This is a genomic window from Microbulbifer sp. TB1203 (genome assembly GCF_030997045.1).
In the GTDB taxonomy this organism is placed as follows: domain Bacteria; phylum Pseudomonadota; class Gammaproteobacteria; order Pseudomonadales; family Cellvibrionaceae; genus Microbulbifer.
Genome location: NZ_CP116899.1, coordinates 471,863 through 490,202, shown reverse-complemented (window position 1 = coordinate 490,202; position 18,340 = coordinate 471,863). Strand labels below are relative to the sequence as shown.

Sequence of the window (18,340 nt, the reverse complement as noted above, 5' to 3'; positions counted from 1 at the left end):
ATAAGCAATTTGGCTTTTGTTGTCAATGGTTAACTGATTGCAAGAAGAATCTCAAGGAATCGATATGCACTTCACCAAATCAGTCCTCGCGGGGGCATTGAGTCTGCTGGTGGCCCACGGCACCAGCGCGGCGGTTACGGAGCAGAACTGGTCCTACACCTACACCACGGCGGGCAAGTTGGAGACCGCCAACGGTCCGCGCACCGATGTCCCGGACATCACCACCTATGGCTACGATGCGAACAACCGCCTGGCCAGCACCACCAATGCGCTGGACCATGTGGAGTCCATCCTGGTGTACGACGCCGGTGGTCGTCCCCTGAAGGTGCAGGATGCCAATGGCCTGCAGACCCACTACACCTATACGGTGCGTGGCTGGCTGGAGACAGTCACTGTCAAAGCGGCTGCCGGTGATCTGGTGACCACCTATACCTACGATCCCGTGGGCCAAGTCACCAACATTGCGTATCCCGACAGTTCCAGCGTCACCTTCGAATACGATGCCGCCCGCCGCCTGACCGCGGTGGAGAATACCCTGGGTGAGCGGGTGGAGTATGTCCTGGACCCCGCCGGCAACGTAAAAGAAGAGAAAGTGTTCGCTGCCGACGGCACCACGCTGGTGCGCTCCGTCAGCCGCAACTACGACGAGCTGAGCCGCCTGATCGATGTGAACGGCAACAACGGCCAGAACACGTCTATCGCCTACAACAAGAACGGCGAGCGCGTCTCCACCACCGACGGCAATCAGAACACGACCGGCGAGACCCGCGACGCCCTGGGCCGGGTCAAGACAGTCACCGATGCGGACACCAACCAGATTCAGTACGCCTACGACAGCGCCGACCGCATCAAGTCCGTCACCGACCAGCGCGGCAACACCACCCGCTACGAATACGACTTCGCCGGCAACCTGACCAAGCTCACCAGCCCGGATACCGGTGTTACCGACTACGACTACGACGAAGCCGGCAATCTCAAGGTGCGCACCGATGCCAGGAGTGTCGTCACTAACTACAGCTACGACGCCCTGAACCGCCTGACTGCGATTACCTATCCCGGCAGCACCTCAGAGAATGCCGTCTTCACCTACGACAGCACGCTGAACGGCAACAAGGGCACAGGCCGCCTCACCGGCTACAGCAACGATTCCGGCTCTACAGCCATCACCTACGACGACCTGGGCCGGATCACCCAGCAAGACGACACCATTGCCAGCTGGAGCTTCAGCACCCAGTACAGCTATGACTCAATGGGCCGGATCGCCAGCATTACCTATCCCTCTGGTCGTATCGTCACCTACAGCCGCGACTCCTTGGGCCGTATCAGCGCCATCACCAGCAAAGACGACGCCCACGCCACCGCCCAGACCATCGTCAGCAACATCCAGTACCAGCCTTACGGCGGTATTGCGTCCATGGACTATGGCAACGGCATTACCCAGAGCTACACCTACGACCTGGACGGCCGACTGGAGACGGTAACCGCCACCGGTATCGGCAACATCCGCTCCGACTACTACACCTACGACCTGGCCAACAACATCACCGGCATCGCCGACAACTTGGATGCCAACAAAGATAAAGCCTTTATCTACGACAACCTCAACCGCCTGACGGACGAAGGCTATGTGGAAGGCCAGAAGAACTACCAGTACGACCCGGTAGGCAACCGCACCCAGAAGACCTGGACCAAGACCGACCAGAGTCAGGAGGCGAACGCCTACAGTTACGAAACCACCTCCAACCGCCTGATCCAGAAGGACGCCAAGGCTTGGGTAACTGATGCTGTCGGTAACACCATCAGCACCGACGACGGCGCCAAAACCTACACCTACAACCACGCCAACCGGCTGAAGACCTACACAGAAAACACCCAGCTCAAGGGTACCTACTACTACAATGCTCTGGGTCAGCGGGTGCGCACGGACAAGGCCGAGGACAACCTGCTGCACTACGACCTGAGCGGGCAGTATCTCGGCGAGACCAACATCGCTGCCAACGGCATCGACATCCAGAGCCAGATTGACTACATCTACCTGGACAACATGCCGGTTGCGCAGGTGGTAACCCAATACAGTGAAGGCCAAGTTCAAAGCAGAACCCTGACCTACCTGCACGCGGACCACCTGAACACGCCAAGAATCGGCACCGACAACAATGAAAAGATCGTCTGGCGCTGGGATAGCGATGCGTTTGGGCAAACCGAGCCAAACACCAATCCGGACAACGATGCCAATCAAACCATTGTAAACTTGCGGTTTCCCGGCCAGATCAAAGGCAGCGAGGCACCGCATTACTACAACTACTTCAGGGACTATGATCCGAGCACTGGTAGGTACTTACAGAGCGACCCGATTGGACTCAATGGTGGCATTAATACTTACGGTTATGTCGGCGGAAATCCTGTAAACGCCATTGATCCCAATGGATTAGACTGTATTGCGATCAATGGAAGTGTCACTTGTACAGTGCCGGATGGAGGTCCTACCATCACATTCCCCAGGCCCGGAGACTGGCCTGACACTCTGAATTCGAATAGCAGTAACTATCATTATTACAATATTCCTGTGCCATTAAATGGTGCCGATGCGGCTTGCGTAAAGCAGGGCATCGCCAATAATCCCACCCCGGGATCGCCATCTCCAGCAACCCCTAATGGCACGTCAAACAATGCTACACCTACAGGCGCCCAGAATTTTTTCAATACCATTGACTATGTCAGTTCATTTGGGAATGATCCCGGTGGCTACAATAATTCCCCAGTAAATTCATATCTCCTAAACAATGGTAGTGTTGTTGTAAATGTCACCTTGCCGGGGCATCCATTACACCCAGGATATGTGGCGCGTACAGTTAGTAATGGACAAGTCAATAACCAAGGAGAAGGGATAGGTTTCTTGCAGAGCCAATATAGCCCGGTTGCCGAGCAGATAAATGGCGTCTGGAATGGTCAAACGGCTGGAATTGTCAATAACTGTAGCTGCCAATAGGTGCTTTGTACTATGAACAATAAAAGAATTATATTGGCTTTTGTTTTTGCACCGCTGGTTCCAACAATCTATTTTTTAGGATTTATGGAGCCGGTTGGCAAGAATGTCATTCTGATGCTGCTGGTATACTCGATTTGCTTTAGCTACCTTCCGACCCTGTTGCTTGGATTGCCTCTGGTATCCTATTTGCGAAAAGTCCATCGACTGAATTTGGTAAATGTTGTAGCAATAGGGGCGGCTGGAGGGATGATCGTCTTCTATGTATTTGGGTTCGTTTTTTCAGCTATGTTGGATTCCTCTAAAAGTGTAACCCCTGCAATTTCAGAGCTGATTTGGGGAGCAATTTTAGGAATGTCTGTTGCTATCCCTTTCAGTTTGATAGCTGGAATCCCTTTAAGTGGACGAGACAACTAATAGCTTGTTGCGCACCCGTAGCACCGGCGCCAGCACAGCGACGGTGCTGTAGAGCGCCACACTGCCATCGTAGTTTCGACAAAATTAGCGCTCGTAGGATTTCGCTACTTTATGCCCGTTTTTCCACTTTTCGATCGTAGCTGAAAACGCTTTTTTGCCAAACTCCCCATAGTATTTGCCAACCCCGGCCGCGATATTTCCCACGCACAGTCGTAGTGTTTTCCACTATTCTTTCGGGGTGGCTGCAGGATATGTCTATCTTTTATGGTCTGATGGGCACGTGTTGCGTGTCTCGATAGCGTCGTAGTTTTTCCCAAATTAGCACTCGTAGGATTCTGATATTTTATAGACGATCCAGCGATTCTGCTCAAGATCATCCTGTTTTCTTACGCCAAAGGCATCACCTCCAGCCGCGAGATCCTGTGGCAATGTGAAAACAACATCATCTTCAAAGCCCTCTCCTGCGACGCCGTCCCCCACTTCACCAGTATCGCGAGCTTTGTCAGCGGCTACCCCGACGCCATTGAGTCTGTCTTCGAGCAGGTACTGCTTGTCTGCGACCAGCAGGGCCTACTGGGCAATGAACTCTTTGCCATTGACGGCTGCAAGATGCCTTCAGACGCCTCCAAAGAGCATTCCGGCACTTTCAAAGAACTGGAACAGAAGCGAGACAAAATCCAGAAGAAGATCCGGCATTGCATCGAAGAGCACAAACGGCTCGACGGGCGAAAGCCCAAAGAGCGAGACCGAAAGAAGCAGCTCGCCCAGGCCACTGAAACCCTCCAAAAGCACTTCGACAAGATTGATCAGTTCCTAAAGACGGCAACCCCAAGGAAGGGGCAAGGAAAGAACCAGAAAGAAGTAAAGAGCAACATCACCGATAACGAATCCGCCAAAATGACCACCAGCAAAGGCACAATACAGGGCTACAACGGTATTGCCGCCGTCGATAAGGAACACCAGATCATTGTCGAAGCCCAGGCCTTTGGCTCCGGCCAGGAACAGCATACGTTGAAGTCGATTCTGGACGGTATCAGAAAGCGGTATCGTGATACCGGAATCCATGACGATATCCTCAAAAGTCAGGTAATCGTAACCGCAGATACCGGGTTCTCCAGTGAGGAGAATAATGATTATCTCCGCAAAGAGAACATCAACGCCTACATCCCTGACAATAAGTTCCGATCCAGAGACAAAGCTTTCTCTAAGCAGAAAAAGAAGTATGGTAAGCGGAATCAGTACAATGCCAAAGGCCAGAAGAAGATCATCCCGGCCAGCGAATTTCAAATCGATGCCAAGAACAAGATCTGTATCTGTCCGGCCGGAAAGTCTCTTTGGTTCGTTGGTGAATCTCGACCTGTCAAAGGTAAAAGAAAGCTGGTCTTTGAAGGTAACCTGACCGACTGTCGCAGCTGCCAACTGAAAGACCAGTGTATGCGCAATCCAAGTGCCGCCGACACAAGGGAGGGGCACGGTCGCCAGGTATCGATTACAGTGACCAATGGCCACACTGCGACAGACTGGATGAAGCGACGCGTCGACAGCCAGGAAGGAAAGGTGATCTACGGGCACCGAATGTCCGTGGTGGAGCCGGTATTTGGCAATACAGGCACCAACAAGGGCCTAAATCGATTCACGTTACGCGGACTGGACAAGGTCCAGGGGCAATGGCGGATGTTCTGCTTGGTGCATAACATTGAAAAGCTGATGAATTATGGAGCGATTCACTGAGCCAGAAGGCTCTTGACGAAGCCTCTCGATTGACTGCGCAGATTGGATGACTATATGGAAGGACTGTGTTTAAATCGGGCTCAATGATCAATCAAAATATGGCTGGAAGAGCTGATTCTCCGAAATAGTTTTTCTACAGCCTCGTTAGGTGCGCATGACACAGTCCAGCAAACTCGAAAGCTACAAGAAGCACATGGCAGCTGTGGGCGTCGGCGAGGCCACTGCGTTCCCCCCTGCCTGGAACCTGCTCTGGTCCTTAGGGGCCAAGGTTCCGCCGCCTCCCTTCCTGGGCTTCGTTCCGCTTGTCCTGATCAGTGGCGGCTTTTTCGGGCCGCTGTTTGGGCTGGGTGCTTGGCTGCTCGGGAACCGCGGGCTACGGGAAATGCCGGCCAGTGAGGCTCTCTGGGTCGCGCTCATCACTGGCGTCGCATTTGGGCTCGCCATGGCCGCGTACTATCGCCATCTGGCGCGCAAGCACCGTTTGGGTTCGTGGGCTGCGTTCTCTGCCACCCGGCTGCGCACCTAACGATTCGTCCAAGCCGACGCCGCTTCGCGGCGCGGCTTAACTCAGGCGTTAGCGCTCCGATACAGATAACGCGCAAGATAGCGCAGCACTGCCGGGACTTTGCTGTTTTAGGTTTGGAGATAATCAAGCCCGCGTCTTCAGCTGCGCTTTCTCGATAAAGGTATCGATCACCTGAATCACCCGCCGCTTGGTAGAGGCGTCCAGCTTGTCAATATACGCCTAGCCTTCGATGATTTCCGGCCCCGGAACCTCCTCCCCCAACCATCGCTGTGTCAATGTACCCGCGGTCATGGCCCCGTTGACGTTCAGCGCGGTTCGCGCCATATCGATCAGCGGCTCCACCGAGATCAGCAGCGCGGCGATGGTCACCGGCAGTCCCATTGCCGGCAGCACCACCAGCGCGGCGAAAGTGGCCCCGCCGCCGACCCCGGCGATGCCGAAAGAACTGATCACCACCACCGCCACCAGGGTGGCGAGCCAGACGGGATCGAGCACATCGATTCCCATGGGCACCGCCACCATCACCGCCAGCATCGCCGGGTAGATACCGGCACAGCCGTTCTGGCCGATGGTGGCGCCGAAGGAAGCGGAGAAGTTGGCGATCGCCGGAGAATTGCGCAGCTCGTCGATCTGGGTCTCCACGTTGAGGGGAATGGTCGCCGCACTGGAACGGGAACTGAAGGCGAACACCAGCACCGGCCACACCTTGGTGAAATAGTGCAACGGACTGATGCCGTTCACCAGTAGCAACAGGCCGTGCACCACGAACATCAATGCAATGGCGGTGAAGGAGGCCAGTACAAAACTGAACAGGTTGAAGATATCCGCCCAGCTGGATTTTGCGATCAGCGCCGCCACCAGCGCCATCACCCCGTAGGGGGTAAAGGCCATCACCAGGCGCACCAGCTTCATTACCCAGACCAGGGCCAGATGCACAAAATTCTCGATCTGCGCACCCTCTTCCGGGTGCTCCCTGCGCACGCCCAGCGCCGCCAAACCGAGGAGTACCGCAAACACCACTACGGCTATCACCGAGGTATCGCGGCTGCCCGCCAGGTCGGAGAAAATATTTCTGGGAACAAAGGAAATCAGGATTTCGGGAATTGACAGGCCGCTCACCTGCCCCATGCGTTGGCTGAGCACTTCCACCCGCGCCGCCTCGCGCGCGCCCTCCACCAAGCCGGTTGCGGAAAGACCGAACAGCTGCGCCATCAACACGCCCACCAGTGCCGCCACCGCGGTGGTGCCCAATAGCACCGCCAGCACCGACACGCTGATCTTGCCCAGGGCCTGGGTGTTGCTCACCCTGACCACCGCGCCGAGGATGGAGACCAGCACCAGTGGCATCACCAGCAGGTATAGCAGATTCACATAGCCATCCCCCAACACCCCGATCCACGGCAGCACTTCGGCGGGATCGGCGCCCCAGCGCCGCGCCAGTTGCAGCAGGCCACCGAAGGCCACACCGAGCAACAGCCCGGCAAACACCGCCGGCGCCAGCCTCTCGTGGCGACGATGCCAGCGAAACAGCGGCCACAGGAGTGCGGCAAAGAGTAGCAGCAGGGAAAACGAACTGAGTTGCATAAAGTGCGCGCCCGGGAAAATCGTCTCAGTGAGTCTGGAGAGCCAGGGCCTTCACCCGCCCTCCGCCGACAGGGAAGCCACCGCCGCGTGGAGACTCTCCTCCGTCTGCGGTCCGACCAGGGTCGCACGCCAGCGGCCATCGATACCGATTACAAAGGTGCTGGGCAACACCGTCGGACGCGCCTGTCCCCAGCGGGCCGCCGGGTCGGCGGACAGCACCGGAAATTCGATGCCGAGTTTTTTTATCTGCTCTCGGGTGACCTCCGCGGGCGGCTGGTCGTAATTCACTCCCAGCACCAGTACCCCTTCCGACTCGCGGGCGAAGCGGTTAAGTTCGGGAATCTCCTCGCGACAGGGCGCGCACCACTCGGCCCAGTAGTTCACCAGCAGTACCCGGCCATCGGTCTCTAACTGTTTGCCATGGATGTCCGCCAGCGACTCCGCGTCGGACTCACACCCGCTTGTTGCGGCGGCCAACCACAGCAAGGCCACCTTCAGAATCCCCGTCAGACTTCCCCTTGCCACTGCCTTTTCCACCCGTCTTTTTCGTTTTCGTCTCGCGCCCGGAACTCTGTTCCGTCTCGTTTTCTTTATCCAGTGCCTCGCGAAACAGCTCCCCGAGATCCAGTGCCAGGCGTTCGCTGGCAAACTCCTGCGACTCCGCGAAGCGCTTCTCCACCTCCCGGTACCAGGGCTGGTTGTGCAGTTCCCGATGGTTGTGCAGGGACGCCAGCGCCGGGTTCAACCATTCCACCAGCTCCATCAGCGAAGTGGAATCCAGGTCTCGCGACAGTACGTAATCGTTGCGCTCCGTCTGGGCGATCATTTTCCTGTCCTGCAGTATCTGCCGGATACGCCGCCACTGCGCGGGTTTGATCGCAGCCCGGGAAATATCCTGGTCGCGCAGCGGCTGCCCCCCCTGGTATTTCTTGAAGAATTCCCACAGCAGTATAAGCGTGGCCACCACGTCGGAATATTTCCGGCCCTGGGCCGCCGCGTGGTACGCGGACAGGGTGCGCACCAGCACGCAGCCCGCCAGCACAATCATCCACATCAGGTAAACCCAGATCAGAAACAGCGGCACAAAAGCAAATGCACCGTAAACCGCCTGCACCGAACTGCGCGCAACCATAACCCCAAACAGATTCTTCGCCACCTCAAAAGCAAAGGCGGTAACCACCCCGCCCACCAGACCATGGCGCAACGGCACGCGGCAGTTGGGCACGGCGACGAACAGCAGGGTAAAGGCGGTGGCAGTAAAGATCCACGGCAGCACTCCCAGCACAATGGGCATCACGCCCAGGCCATCGTCCTCCGGCGAAAATATTTTTTGCGAAAACAGATAGGTGGAGGCAGCCAGTCCCGCGCCCAACAGGATCGGGCCCATACTGAGGATGGCCCAGTAGAGCAGGAAGCTGGAAACCCCGCGCCGGCCCCGGGGAATATCCCAGATGGAGTTGAAGGTCACCTCGATATTGCGCAGCATCAGCCCCGCGGTTATCAGCAGGATAGCAACGCCAACGCCGGTAAGCCGCTGGGCCTGGGTGGAGAAGTTGCTGATGTACTCCTGCACCTCGCGCCCACTCTCCGGCACGAAGTGCTCGAATATCTGCGCCTGCAGCCGGCTCTCCAGCCCGGCGAAATCCGGAAACAGCGACAGCATGGCATAGCTCACGGTGACCAGCGGCACTATGGCGAACAGGGTCATGTAAGTGAGCGCGGCGGCGTGCTGGCGGCAGTTCTTTTCGTTGAACAGCGTCCATAGGGAGGTGAGGAAGCGTCGCCAGCGGTGAATGGATTCCGTCATTATTTTTCCGTTATTGGATGTAAGAGCACCAGTACTCGCGCTTTCGGGTCCCGGAACCGAAAAGAATACCGAAACCTGATGCGAAGACCCAGCTGCCGGCGGCTGTTTGTGAAACATTTGCCGATCAGGCTGTGGAATAAACGGCCGTCGGCAGCTGGGTCGCCACTGGCCTTGCTTAAATGCTAAGGCCCTGATGCCGGCGGCCGTTTGTGAAACATTTGCCGATCAGGCTGTGGAACAAACGGCCGCCGGCAGCAGAGCCGCCACTAACCTCGTTTACAAGCCGAGGGGCGCCGCAGGCTCAGGCTCTTAGTAAGAGTCGGCACACTCGGTTAGAATACGCCAAACCTTAGCAGGATACCGCCTCAATGTGGACGATTTATCATAACCCCCGCTGTTCAAAATCCCGTCAGACCCTGCAACTGCTGCAGGACAAAGGGATCGATCCGGAAGTGGTGCTCTACCTGGAGACGCCGCCGGACAGGAAGACCCTCGCCGTTCTGCTGCAAAAACTCGGCATCCCCGCCCGCGACCTGCTGCGCACCGGAGAGGACGAGTACAAGGCCCTGCAGCTAAAAGACCCCGGACTGGGCGAAGAGCAACTGCTCGACGCCATGACTCAACATCCCAAACTGATCCAGCGCCCCATCGTAGTCAAAGGTGACAAGGCGGTGCTCGGCCGGCCGCCGGAAAACGTGCTGGAGCTGCTCTGATGTCCCAGGCGGAGCAATCGGAAGCCTACATCCTTATCCTCTATTACAGCCGCAACGGCGCCACCGCGAGAATGGCCGCGGAGCTGGCTCGCGGAGTGGAATCCTCCGGTATGGTCGCGCGCCTGCGCACGGTACCGAGGGTCTCACCGGATACCGAGGCCAGCCTGCCACCGGTCCCCGAAGAGGGCGCCCCCTATTGCACCGCAGAGGAACTGCGCAACTGCGCCGGCCTGCTGCTGGGCAGTCCAACCCGCTTCGGCAATATGGCCGCACCGCTGCGACACTTCCTCGACCAGACCGGCGACATGTGGCTGGACGGCAGCCTGGCGGGCAAACCCGCCGCGGTGTTCACGTCCACCGGCAGCCTGCACGGCGGCCAGGAGAGCACCCTTATCTCCATGATGCTGCCGCTGCTGCACCACGGCATGCTGATCGCCGGTATCCCCTACTCCGAGGCGGACCTGACGCATACAAAGAGCGGTGGTACTCCCTATGGGGCCTCCCACTGGGCGGGCCGCAACGGCGGTGAACTGAGCGCCGAAGAGCAGTCCCTGTGCCGCGCCCTGGGTGCGCGCATCGGTGCCCTTGCCAGTCAATTGCGGAGCCGGACGTGACCCCCCTGAAACGCAAACTGCAATTCGCCAAATGCCTGAACTGGATCTGCTACCTGGGCCTGCTGCTATTGTTTGTGGTGTGGAACCTGTTCCTGCCCGGCGGCTCGGTCAAATGGTGGATACTGCAGACACTGCCCCTGCTGCTGGTACTGCCGGGGCTGCTGAAAGGGCACTATCGCAGCTACCTGTGGCTCTGCTTTATCCTCTTGCTGTATATCACTGCCAGTATTGTCGACGTAATGATGCCCGGGCGCGGCTGGCAGCATGGCGTACTATTGCTGTTGAGCTTTACCCTGTTTATCTCCGCGATGATGACCAGCCGCTGGCAGCGAATACGCTATTAACCGGAGGGTTAATAGCTGTTTGAAAAGCGAATGTAGACCCTGCACAAGGAGCACCGAGGTTTGACTGAAGCAACCCATTACAAAGGATTTACCCGCAGATTTTTTGACGCCATCGGCGGGGCCATCACCTGGCTTCGCCGGGTGTTCACCAACCTGTTGTTCCTGCTGCTGTTGCTATTTATCGGCGTTCTCATCTTCGGCAAGGAAGAGCAACTGGTGATCCCCCAGGGTGCCGCCCTGCGCGTGGCGCCAAGCGGTTACCTGGTGGACGAACTCTCCCAGCCCTCCAGTCTGCCGGCGTTCTTCGGCGGCCCCCAGGCACCCGCGGAAACCCGGGTCAAGGACCTGGTGGATGCCATCGACAGCGCCGCCAAGGACAAGCGTATCTCCTCCCTGGTGCTGGAGCTGGACAGCCTGGTGGGCGCCAGCCTGAGCAAGCTGGAGGAAGTAGGCGGGGCGCTGCAGCGCTTCAAGGCTGCGGACAAGCCCATTTATGCGGTCGGCGATAATTACACCCAGGCCCAGTATTTCCTCGCCAGCCACGCCGACAAGGTCTACCTCAACCCCATGGGCTCGGTGCTGCTCACCGGTTTCGGCGCCTACCGCAACTACTTCAAAAGCGCGCTGGACAAGCTGAAAATCAATTTCCACGTCTTCCGCGTGGGCGACTACAAAGACTTTATTGAGCCCTACACCCGCGATGACATGTCCCCCGCCTCCCGCGAGAACAACCAACGCTGGCTGCACGAGCTCTGGGGCGAGTACACCGAGCAGGTCACCGGCCTGCGCAACCTGCCGCCGGAGGCCGTGGACACCTTTATCGAGCAGTTGCCGCAGAACCTGAAAGAACACGACGGCAGCTGGGCCGAGGCCGCCCTGGCGTATAAATTTGTCGACCAGTTGGCCAGCCGCCGCACCGCCATCGAGGAACTCAAGGAAACCATCGGCGCCAACGACGACAAGCAGAGCTACAAATCCATCGACGCCCTTGCCTATCTGCGCAACCAGAAACTCACTCATATCCCAACGTCCGAAGCCCCAAAGGTTGGCTTGATCTCCGCCAGCGGCACCATCGTCGACGGCGAGGCACCAGTGGGCCAGATCGGCAGCGAGAGCCTGGGCCAGTTGATCCGCAAGGCGCGGGAAAATAAAGTCAAAGCCCTGGTACTGCGCATCGACAGCGGCGGCGGCTCCGCCTTCGCTTCGGAAGCCATCCGCCAGGAACTGCTCGCCACCCGCGCCGAGGATATACCCGTGGTGGTCTCCATGGGCAGCGTGGCGGCCTCCGGCGGCTACTGGATCGCCACTGGCGGCGACCGCATCTGGGCTTCCCCCTCAACCATCACCGGCTCCATCGGCGTGTTCGGCGCTTTCCCCACCTTCGAGGATGCCCTGGAATCCCTGGGTATCTACAACGACGGCGTCGGCACATCCGACCTGGCCGGTACCATGCGCATCGACCGCCCACTGCCACCCGCCGCCGCCAGTGTGCTGCAGCAGGGGGTCGAGAACACCTACGCGCGTTTCCTGCGCATTGTCGCCGAAGCCCGTGGCAGCACGCCGGAGGAAGTCCACAAGATCGCCCAGGGCCAGGTATGGACCGGCCGCGCCGCGCAACAGCTGGGGCTGGTGGACGAACTGGGCAACCTCAACGACGCCATCGCCGGCGCCGCGCAGCTGGCGGAAGTGGAGGATTACCAGTTGGTGGAAATCCGGCGCGAACTCTCCCCCGGTGAGAAACTCCTGCGCACCCTGGCGGAGAATGTCGACGCGCGCATCTCCGCCAGCATCGAGGCCAACCTGCCCCTGGGCGCCTGGCTGAATACCCTGCAGCCGGTGCTGGCACCGATTGCCGAGCTGCGCGAATACCGCGATCCGCGCGCGCTCTACGTGCGCTGCCTGGTCTGCCGTGCGCCCTGACGAGGTCGCGGAGCCGGACGAAGCCACCCTGGACAGGGTTTACCAGGAGTACGTCCGGCTCAATGCCACCTGCAACGACTATATCCAGCACGCCCTGGGTGACATCCGCCTGTTCGGCGCCATCGGCGGCCTCCTGGCCTGGGACCCGCTCGCGCGCCTGCTCGAACTGGACAGCCGCCTGCAGCAGCCGGTAACTCCGGTTGGCTTCCTGGTGCTGTTGCTGGTGATGGCGCTGGTGATGTTCTTCGACCTGTTCAAGCAGTCGATTTTCTTCTTCCACCTGACGCGCATGCGCGAACTGGAACGGGTACTGAACCGTGCCGTCAGTGGCGAAACGGAACTCTTCCATATCGCCGGCGGCTGGCCGGCCTGGTTTCGGCTCCACCACTCCCCCGTGGCCCGCATCTTCTGGAGCATCTTTTACCTGCTGGTGGTGGTATTTCCCTCGACCATCCTCTATCTGCAGGGCTATGCCGGCTGGCTCCCGGCCTACCTGGCCACCGCCTGCATCCTGCTGTTCCTGCACGCGCGCTGTGCGCACAAACTGCTGAACTCGCTGGAACAATAGTTTTATCCCGCAGGCCGGGTGAACGCCGTCCCAGTTTGCCCGACTGCCTCTCTTCACGCCCGCCCGAAGTGGTACTATCGCGACAATTTCCCGACCGCCGCCAAGGGCGCGACAGCAGTGAGGTAACCATGAAGAACCTGAGCACTTTCGCCGCGATTGTTTTTACCACCGCCCTGGCCCTGCCAGTCCTGGCCGATCCGCCCGAGGGCCGGGGCTGGAAGAAGCACAAGCACGAGCGCCACGAGACCAAGGAGGAGTACTGGGACGGCAACTGCAAAGTGGAACGCAAGTGGGAGCGCAACGGCGATTACAAGGAAGAGCGCAAATGCAAGGGTGGCCATGAGTACGCCTACCGCGAGCCGGGTGCCCGGGTGGTTGTAGAGCTGCCCCCCTGGTTCGACCACCGAAGAGAAGAGCCGGTATACCAGCCGGACTGGCGCCCGGCCCCGCAACCGACCGCTACCCGCTGTAACAGCGCCCAGGTGGGACGGGTACTGGGCGGCCTGATCGGCGGCGTGCTCGGCCACCAGATCGGCGACGGCCGCGGCAATACCGCGGCGACCATCGGCGGCGCCATCGCCGGCGTACTGATCGGCGGCGAGGTGGGCAAGCGAATGGACGCCCGCAACCAGGCCTGCGTGGCCCAGGCCCTCGAATTCGCCCCCAACGGCCAGCGCATCAGTTGGCAGGGTGAAAGTGGCGAGGAATACGCGGTGGTGCCCGGGGCGATAGAAAAGCGCGGCGACACCTATTGCCGCAGCTTTACCGCGGAGGTCCAGGGCGGCAGCCGCAGCGACGGCACCGCCTGCCGGCAGGCGGACGGTACTTGGGTCAGCTCGCACTGATCGCGATGCGGAGGCCCTGATTACGAATCAAGCGACTGGGCGATCCTGCTGCCGAGGGCTTTTCGCATCATGACTATTGCTTAAGTGAGCAATAGAGGCTTTTGGGTGACCCAAACGGCTCCCGTCACTTTACCGGCGGGAGGGCCCCGTCCTATCTGCCCAGGACCGTGCTAAAGCCCGTAACTCCAACCCACCTCCAGTATCTTGTCGTCCTCCCCAAACGGCAGCTTGCCGGACGCGTAGCCGATAAACGCATAGCCGCGGTTGTTGTCACTGGGCATTCTCAGGGAGAACTGCAGCAGGCGGCTGCGATGGCGATTGGCATCGACAATGCGCTCGTCGGCATCCACCTCGCGAAAATACCGATAGTCATAGGCCAGTACTACCGGCTGGCCGTCAATCTGGGCGATCGGTGTGGTAATGGAGATTTCCCCGGTCAACCGATAGTAGGGCTCCAGTTCACCCAGCAGCGTCTCGCGCTCCGTATCCCGCTTCGGGTTCACCTCTCCTGCGCTCAGCGAAATCACTGGCTGGAAGTGGTTGCCGACGGTGAATTCCCCCCCGCTCTGGTAATCGGTGGCGGAACGGATAATTCCGGGCACGAAATCCAGCAGGTAGTAAAACTGCCGCAGCACTTCGTTGTCGCTGCCGGAGGGCAATTCGCCAATCGCGCTGAGGGAAAACACGGTATTGGCATCGTCGAAATCCTGGTCCGTCTCATAAGCCATATTGGCGTCGATATCCCAGGAACCCCAGGGGCACCGGTTCTCCGGCCCGGAACCGGCGGGCACTTGTCCGGGCTGTATGTCCACCGGCGCTCCGCCGCTCACCACCGGATCGGCATAGCAATCGCCGAGGGTGAAAAGCCGGTAGTCAAACCCGAACTCCATCAGATCCTGTGAGCGCACCTCGTCATCGAAGGAATAGGTACCACTGGCGGAAAAATCGAGGAATCCCACTTCGATATTTTTGAGTTCGAAATCCACGCCCAGCGCAGTGCGCTCGCTCTCGCTGGAGGTAAGAGTTGTCAACTCCAGCTTCTTGGATGCGGCTTTTATTTCGCCCTGGGCAGAAACGGCAGTAGCCACCGCCGATAAAAAGACAGCGTAGAAAAACCTGGCATGGAGTTTCATTTTCTACGCCTCCTGCACTTCATCGGCAAACATCAGCTGCTCGTCCAGCAGCACTGCCAGGTCGTCCAGGGTTTTGCCTTCGGGCTGGAAGAATACCTCGTAAACAGCGGTGTTGAGCTGCTTCAACAGTTGCGCATGGCCGCCATCCGGCACGACCCGCTCAAACCCGGGGCGATAGAAGTGAAACAGATAGGCGATAAACTTCTCTGCCAGATTGGATGCCTTGACCTCCCGGTGCGCTGTTGAGGCGTGGGGATTGAAGTAGTGCAGCATACTGATGGGAAAGCTGCCGGCGCCGGCAAAAGGGGTCAGTTCGGGGTTGAGCTGGGCCACCTCGTGGTGGGCGAGAATGCCCCAACAGGCCCCCGCGGCCATATTGACTTTACTCCAGGACATACGATCACTCCCTGTTCGTTATTGTTTGGTTGTTTGATCATCATGTCACACCAATGGCGTGAACATAATCACAACCGTGGAACCATAACCCGCCACCCCAATGCAGGGAAATCAAAATATCGCAGATCACTCTTCTTCGTCGCTCGACCGGTCAAAAAGATTGCGCAGTTCGTCCTTCGCCCTCTCCAGCCGCTCCCGCTCTTCTTTGGACAGATTGCTGCCGGCCCGGTTGATATAGAAAGTCAGCATGGACATGGCCGAGCGGTAGGGGGCCGACTTCCTTTCCGTACTGCGCTCCGCCGAGCGCTTGAGCGAACGGGCAATGGCACGCGGATCCTTGCGAGTGAAGACGCCCGGCTCCAGATCCAGCGCGTGGCTGGTTTCAGTCACCTCCTTGGACCAACGCTCGGATTTTGACGTAGCCACTGCGATACCCACCGTTCCAACCTCTCTTCCAAGGAAAGGTACTGTCCCGCCGCCATTTTCACCAGCCGAGGCACCAATCTGGTGCACACCCTCCTCCAGCAAAACCATACCCGTCACTTATGGCGCCAGATGGCGCCGGCGTACCGCCCGGCTAGCTCATAATTCAGGTTTGGCACTATTTTTGGATTGGATACCTTATGAACCGCAATTCAGCTCAGCGATGACACCAAACAGCCACCTTAACGGCCCCTGGCTGATCGCCAGCGACCTGGACGGCACCCTGCTGGACCACTACAGCTATTCCCACACCGAGGTGGACCACCTACTGGGCAGGCTGGAACGCCGGGAAATCCCGGTTGTGCTCAACAGTAGTAAAACCTTCAGGGAAATGCTGGAAATCCGCCGCTGGCTGCACAACCACCACCCGTTTGTCGTCGAGAACGGCTCGGCCATTTTCATCCCCACCGGCTACTTTCCCGATATGCCCGCCAATGCACGCGACGAAGGGAACTTCTGGGTGATCGAAACCGGCGCGCCACGGGAAGCAATACTGGAATATCTGAGACGCGATGCGGAACAAAACGGCGCCCCCTATCTGAGCTTTTCAGCCGCTACCACGGAAGAAATCGTGGCAGCCACCGGCCTCAGTACCGAGCGCGCACAGAGTGCCCGCCAGCGCAGTTATTCGGAGCCGCTGCTGTGGCGGGGCAGCGAGGCGAAAAAGCTCTCGTTTTGCGAACGCGCCTCCAAAGCCGGATTAGCCACCCTGGAAGGCGGGCGGTTCCTGCACCTGCTCGGACGCACCGACAAGGGCTCGGCCACCCTGACACTGCTGGAGGAATACCGGCGGCAACGGCACCGGGACTGCCGGCTGATCGCCGCGGGGGACAGCCCCAACGACCTGGACATGCTGCGGGCGGCCGATATCGCGGTGATCATTCGCTCCCCCAGCCATTCTCCCCCCCCACTAGAAGAACATCCGCGAGTCATCGTCAGCGAACTGCCGGGGCCAGCCGGATGGAACCAGGTAATGGAAAAGCTGTTTTTCAGCACCGATGAGAACGCGTGAAGACCCATAACCCCAACAGGAGCCTGCCGTGACTGATTTTTTCCAGAACGGTTCGATCACCACCCTGCACAATTTATCCCATCGCCCGCTGGAGGAACTGGAGCGGGAACTGGTGGAATTCTCCCGCCAGAGGCCGATGTCGCTCCTGCTGCCCTCCCTTTACTCGGAGCTGGAGGGCGAGGCATTGCCCAAAATCCTCGACGAACTTTGCCGTGTGCCCTATCTCTCGGAGATCGTCATCGGCCTGGACCGGGCCGACGAAGCCCAGTACCGCGATGCACTGGTTCAGTTCAGTAAACTGCCGCAGCATGTGCGCGTGCTCTGGAACGACGGGCCGCGGCTGCTAGAGCTGGACGCCGAGCTGGAGAAGCGCGGCCTTGCGCCGCTGGAGCCAGGCAAGGGGCGCAACGTCTGGTACTGCCTCGGCTATATCCTGGCTTCGGACAGGGGAGAGGCAGTGGCACTGCACGACTGCGATATCATCACCTATGATCGCCTGTTACTGGCTCGCCTCTTCTACCCCGTAGCCAATCCCAACTTCACCTATGAATTCTGCAAGGGCTACTATTCCCGCGTATCCACGGGAAAGATCAATGGCCGCGTGTGCCGTTTGCTGGTCACTCCGCTGATCCGCACCCTGAAAAAGATTTACGGCAATATCGACTACCTGGAATATATGGACAGCTTCCGCTATGCCCTGGCCGGGGAATTTTCCTTTCGTCGCGATGTGATCAACGACCTGCGTATTCCCAGCGACTGGGGCCTGGAGATCGGCGTGCTCTCGGAGATGCACCGCAACTACTCCACCAACCGCCTGTGCCAAGTGGATATTGCCCATCGCTATGACCATAAACACCAGAAGGTTTCCTTCGACGATGAAAACGCCGGGCTGTCGAAAATGTCCATCGATATTTCCAAGTCCCTGTTCCGAAAGCTGGCCACCCAGGGCATAGTGTTTTCCACCGAGACCTTCCGCAGCATCAAGGCCACCTATTTCCGCATCGCCCTGGATTTTGTTGAGACCTACCGAAACGATGCGATCATCAACGGTCTCGATTTTGATATTCACCGGGAAGAGCAGACTGTGGAACTCTTCGCCGTAAACCTGATGAAGGCGGGGCAAACCTTTCTCGAAAACCCGATGGAAACTCCGTTCATTCCCAGCTGGAGCCGCATCACCAGTGCCGCACCGGAATTTCTGCACAAACTGAAAGCCGCGGTGGAAGCGGATTACGAAGAGTTCAGCGCATAGCAAAACGGC

The 18,340-nt window shown here is 58.7% G+C and carries 18 protein-coding genes and 1 pseudogene; 13 read left to right on the top strand and 6 right to left on the bottom strand.

The window, feature by feature from the left end; genetic code table 11:
- The first annotated feature begins 64 nt into the window (after positions 1-64).
- From PP263_RS02075 to PP263_RS02055, 5 genes and pseudogenes are all read left to right on the top strand, one after another.
- On the top strand, positions 65-2,989 hold the full coding sequence (locus PP263_RS02075) for an RHS repeat-associated core domain-containing protein (RefSeq protein WP_308366718.1): 2,925 nt from the start codon (positions 65-67) through the stop codon (positions 2,987-2,989).
- A gap of 12 nt (positions 2,990-3,001) precedes the next feature.
- The gene (locus tag PP263_RS02070; RefSeq protein WP_308366717.1) at positions 3,002-3,403 is read left to right on the top strand and encodes a hypothetical protein; all 402 of its coding nucleotides are present in this window, start codon (positions 3,002-3,004) and stop codon (positions 3,401-3,403) included.
- A gap of 345 nt (positions 3,404-3,748) precedes the next feature.
- A pseudogene (locus PP263_RS02065) lies at positions 3,749-3,937 on the top strand (transposase); the annotation flags it as partial.
- Between the two features lie 75 nt (positions 3,938-4,012).
- Complete coding sequence (locus tag PP263_RS02060) at positions 4,013-5,134, top strand: transposase (RefSeq protein WP_308366716.1); 1,122 nt, start codon at positions 4,013-4,015, stop codon at positions 5,132-5,134.
- 154 nt (positions 5,135-5,288) lie between these two features.
- Positions 5,289-5,660 carry a DUF6404 family protein gene (locus PP263_RS02055; RefSeq protein ID WP_308366715.1) on the top strand — a complete coding sequence of 124 codons (372 nt, stop codon included), beginning with the start codon at positions 5,289-5,291 and terminating at the stop codon, positions 5,658-5,660.
- Positions 5,661-5,879: 219 nt separating this feature from the next.
- On the opposite strand, the gene PP263_RS02050 is transcribed toward PP263_RS02055, so the two are convergent.
- Genes PP263_RS02050 through PP263_RS02040 form a run of 3 tightly spaced genes read right to left on the bottom strand, consistent with a single transcriptional unit; the run spans position 5,880 to position 9,051 of the window.
- Positions 5,880-7,244 carry an L-cystine transporter gene (locus PP263_RS02050; protein WP_308366714.1) on the bottom strand — a complete coding sequence of 455 codons (1,365 nt, stop codon included), beginning with the start codon at positions 7,242-7,244 and terminating at the stop codon, positions 5,880-5,882.
- 51 nt (positions 7,245-7,295) lie between these two features.
- Positions 7,296-7,721, bottom strand: a complete 426-nt coding sequence (locus tag PP263_RS02045; protein ID WP_308366713.1) for a TlpA disulfide reductase family protein — start codon at positions 7,719-7,721, stop codon at positions 7,296-7,298.
- Positions 7,696-9,051 carry a YihY family inner membrane protein gene (locus tag PP263_RS02040; RefSeq protein WP_308366712.1) on the bottom strand — a complete coding sequence of 452 codons (1,356 nt, stop codon included), beginning with the start codon at positions 9,049-9,051 and terminating at the stop codon, positions 7,696-7,698. Before PP263_RS02040 ends, PP263_RS02045 begins: the two co-directional genes overlap by 26 nt.
- A gap of 368 nt (positions 9,052-9,419) precedes the next feature.
- On the opposite strand from PP263_RS02040, the gene arsC reads away from it, so the two are divergent.
- The 6 genes from arsC (at position 9,420) to PP263_RS02010 (ending at position 14,055) form a co-directional block, all read left to right on the top strand.
- The gene (gene arsC / locus PP263_RS02035) at positions 9,420-9,764 is read left to right on the top strand and encodes an arsenate reductase (glutaredoxin) (protein ID WP_308366711.1); all 345 of its coding nucleotides are present in this window, start codon (positions 9,420-9,422) and stop codon (positions 9,762-9,764) included.
- Positions 9,764-10,378: an NAD(P)H:quinone oxidoreductase gene (gene wrbA, locus PP263_RS02030; RefSeq protein ID WP_308366710.1), complete on the top strand. Its 615-nt coding sequence runs from the start codon at positions 9,764-9,766 to the stop codon at positions 10,376-10,378. The genes arsC and wrbA overlap by 1 nt, the downstream gene beginning before the upstream one ends.
- Positions 10,375-10,722: a DUF2069 domain-containing protein gene (locus tag PP263_RS02025; protein ID WP_308366709.1), complete on the top strand. Its 348-nt coding sequence runs from the start codon at positions 10,375-10,377 to the stop codon at positions 10,720-10,722. Before wrbA ends, PP263_RS02025 begins: the two co-directional genes overlap by 4 nt.
- Before the next feature lie 60 nt (positions 10,723-10,782).
- Positions 10,783-12,642: a signal peptide peptidase SppA gene (sppA, locus tag PP263_RS02020; RefSeq protein ID WP_308366708.1), complete on the top strand. Its 1,860-nt coding sequence runs from the start codon at positions 10,783-10,785 to the stop codon at positions 12,640-12,642.
- A complete protein-coding gene (locus PP263_RS02015) occupies positions 12,632-13,210 on the top strand; it encodes a hypothetical protein (RefSeq protein WP_308366707.1) in 579 nt (192 codons plus the stop codon). The genes sppA and PP263_RS02015 overlap by 11 nt, the downstream gene beginning before the upstream one ends.
- A 128-nt stretch (positions 13,211-13,338) precedes the next feature.
- Positions 13,339-14,055, top strand: a complete 717-nt coding sequence (locus PP263_RS02010; protein ID WP_308366706.1) for a glycine zipper 2TM domain-containing protein — start codon at positions 13,339-13,341, stop codon at positions 14,053-14,055.
- 170 nt (positions 14,056-14,225) lie between these two features.
- On the opposite strand, the gene PP263_RS02005 is transcribed toward PP263_RS02010, so the two are convergent.
- The 3 genes from PP263_RS02005 to PP263_RS01995 all read right to left on the bottom strand — a co-directional run bounded on the left by PP263_RS02005 (position 14,226) and on the right by PP263_RS01995 (position 16,118).
- On the bottom strand, positions 14,226-15,188 hold the full coding sequence (locus tag PP263_RS02005) for a hypothetical protein (protein ID WP_308366705.1): 963 nt from the start codon (positions 15,186-15,188) through the stop codon (positions 14,226-14,228).
- Positions 15,189-15,191: 3 nt separating this feature from the next.
- Positions 15,192-15,584 carry a hypothetical protein gene (locus tag PP263_RS02000; RefSeq protein ID WP_308366704.1) on the bottom strand — a complete coding sequence of 131 codons (393 nt, stop codon included), beginning with the start codon at positions 15,582-15,584 and terminating at the stop codon, positions 15,192-15,194.
- A gap of 126 nt (positions 15,585-15,710) precedes the next feature.
- Positions 15,711-16,118 carry a DUF3175 domain-containing protein gene (locus tag PP263_RS01995; RefSeq protein ID WP_308366703.1) on the bottom strand — a complete coding sequence of 136 codons (408 nt, stop codon included), beginning with the start codon at positions 16,116-16,118 and terminating at the stop codon, positions 15,711-15,713.
- 112 nt (positions 16,119-16,230) lie between these two features.
- On the opposite strand from PP263_RS01995, the gene PP263_RS01990 reads away from it, so the two are divergent.
- Both PP263_RS01990 and PP263_RS01985 read left to right on the top strand, forming a co-directional pair.
- Positions 16,231-17,079 carry an HAD-IIB family hydrolase gene (locus tag PP263_RS01990; protein ID WP_308366702.1) on the top strand — a complete coding sequence of 283 codons (849 nt, stop codon included), beginning with the start codon at positions 16,231-16,233 and terminating at the stop codon, positions 17,077-17,079.
- Positions 17,080-17,107: 28 nt separating this feature from the next.
- A complete protein-coding gene (locus PP263_RS01985; RefSeq protein ID WP_308366701.1) occupies positions 17,108-18,331 on the top strand; it encodes a glycosyl transferase in 1,224 nt (407 codons plus the stop codon).
- Positions 18,332-18,340 lie beyond the last annotated feature (9 nt).

Coding starts and splice junctions, on each gene's coding strand:
- PP263_RS01990 (WP_308366702.1), top strand. CDS start 16,231: ATGACACCAAACAGCCACCTTAACGGCCCCTGGCTGATCGCCAGCGAC.
- PP263_RS02000 (WP_308366704.1), bottom strand. CDS start 15,584: ATGTCCTGGAGTAAAGTCAATATGGCCGCGGGGGCCTGTTGGGGCATT.
- PP263_RS02055 (WP_308366715.1), top strand. CDS start 5,289: ATGACACAGTCCAGCAAACTCGAAAGCTACAAGAAGCACATGGCAGCT.
- PP263_RS02050 (WP_308366714.1), bottom strand. CDS start 7,244: ATGCAACTCAGTTCGTTTTCCCTGCTGCTACTCTTTGCCGCACTCCTG.
- PP263_RS02070 (WP_308366717.1), top strand. CDS start 3,002: ATGAACAATAAAAGAATTATATTGGCTTTTGTTTTTGCACCGCTGGTT.
- PP263_RS02060 (WP_308366716.1), top strand. CDS start 4,013: ATGCCTTCAGACGCCTCCAAAGAGCATTCCGGCACTTTCAAAGAACTG.
- arsC (WP_308366711.1), top strand. CDS start 9,420: ATGTGGACGATTTATCATAACCCCCGCTGTTCAAAATCCCGTCAGACC.
- PP263_RS02010 (WP_308366706.1), top strand. CDS start 13,339: ATGAAGAACCTGAGCACTTTCGCCGCGATTGTTTTTACCACCGCCCTG.
- wrbA (WP_308366710.1), top strand. CDS start 9,764: ATGTCCCAGGCGGAGCAATCGGAAGCCTACATCCTTATCCTCTATTAC.
- PP263_RS02005 (WP_308366705.1), bottom strand. CDS start 15,188: ATGAAACTCCATGCCAGGTTTTTCTACGCTGTCTTTTTATCGGCGGTG.
- PP263_RS02075 (WP_308366718.1), top strand. CDS start 65: ATGCACTTCACCAAATCAGTCCTCGCGGGGGCATTGAGTCTGCTGGTG.
- PP263_RS02040 (WP_308366712.1), bottom strand. CDS start 9,051: ATGACGGAATCCATTCACCGCTGGCGACGCTTCCTCACCTCCCTATGG.
- PP263_RS01995 (WP_308366703.1), bottom strand. CDS start 16,118: ATGGTTTTGCTGGAGGAGGGTGTGCACCAGATTGGTGCCTCGGCTGGT.